Here is a 1539-nt window from a genome sequence, read left to right on the forward strand (position 1 = left end):
GCCTTCATCAGCGCAATGCTCAGCGAGCTGAATCAGATCGCGGGGTCTCACAGGCTGCAGTTCCTAGGATACCTTCTGGAGATGGCGTATATCGAGTCGTACGACATGGTCCGCAAAGAGCGCTCCCACCATCAAAGCAAGGCCATAGATCAGGGATAGCCCTGCTGAACGGAGCGCTGCGGCAGCTTCAAATCTGACCTCGGCACTTCTATTTCCGCAAAAAAGACGCGCAGTGCTCCAGCGTTCACGGGCGGTTGGACTGCAAAAACCAGTTGGAATATCTGACAGCGCGGCAGGATCACGATTTGCCCTCCAGTGCGCGAGCAACGACATGGATTCAATCTCCTTGTTTCGAGAAATGGTCGGACTGTTTCGCACAACTGACATCAGTTTCGGTTGAGTGGATTCGTGTGGGTCTAGTGGCCCCTCACTGAGGCCCTATGCGAAACCATAGGCCAGCGGATAATCCAAAAAGTCGTGTGACACGCCAATCGCATCGAGGAGGATTCGCGTCGCCCCTGTACAAGCCAATGCTTCGCCACCTGAAAACGCGCGAGCTGTTCGGAGCCATTGACCGGGTGCCGGCTCTTGGCGTGCCAGCAAGCGAGCGGACCTTCGAGGTATCGAACCCTTCGACCGGCGAAGTGCTGGCGGAACTGCCGGACATGGGTGTCGAGGAGACGCGCGCGGCGGTCGACAAAGCTTATGTGGCGCAACCTGAATGGGCCGCACTGACCGCGCGCGAGCGCAGCGACATCCTCTGGCGTTGGCACCAACTGATCGTCGACCACACNGAATGGGCCGCACTGACCGCGCGCGAGCGCAGCGACATCCTCTGGCGTTGGCACCAACTGATCGTCGACCACACTGACGATCTTGCAGCGATTCTCACTGCGGAAATGGGCAAGCCGATAGCCGAAGCGAAGTCTGAGGTGGCGCATGCGGCCGCGTATCTGCAATGGTACGCCGAAGAGGCTAACCGCATCTATGGTGAGACGATCTCGGCACCCTCTACAGACCGTCGCATGCTGGTTATCAAACAGCCAATCGGCGTTGTCGGTACGATCACGCCATGGAACTTTCCGGCCTCAATGGTTGCACGCAAGATTTCGCCGGCTCTCGCCGCCGGCTGCACTATCGTGCTCAAACCTGCTGAACAGACGCCTCTGGTGGCAGGTGCAATGTTTGCTCTGGCCCATCTTGCCGGCTTTCCCGAAGGCGTCGTCAACCTCATCTACGCCTCCGAAGGCGATACGGTCGGCCGCGAACTCTGCTCGAACNAATGTTTGCTCTGGCCCATCTTGCCGGCTTTCCCGAAGGCGTCGTCAACCTCATCTACGCCTCCGAAGGCGATACGGTTGGCCGCGAACTCTGCTCGAACGCCAAGGTCCGCAAGATCAGTTTCACGGGCTCCACCGAAGTCGGCCGGTTGCTCATGCGCCAGTGCTCGGACCAGATCAAGAAAGTCGGTCTAGAGTTGGGTGGCAATGCGCCTTTCATCGTCTTTGATGATGCCGACGTCGATGCTGCCGTCGACGG

General features: G+C 58.8%; 2 pseudogenes. Both read left to right on the forward strand.

From position 1 onward, the window contains the following. Window positions 1-530: 530 nt before the first annotated feature. Window positions 531-1280, forward strand: a pseudogene (locus X742_RS01000000171150) (aldehyde dehydrogenase family protein); the annotation flags it as partial. A gap of 2 nt (window positions 1281-1282) precedes the next feature. Then, window positions 1283-1539 (forward strand): annotated as a pseudogene (locus X742_RS1000000176655) (aldehyde dehydrogenase family protein); the annotation flags it as partial.

It is taken from the genome of Mesorhizobium sp. LNHC229A00 (assembly GCF_000502415.1).
Lineage (GTDB): Bacteria > Pseudomonadota > Alphaproteobacteria > Rhizobiales > Rhizobiaceae > Mesorhizobium.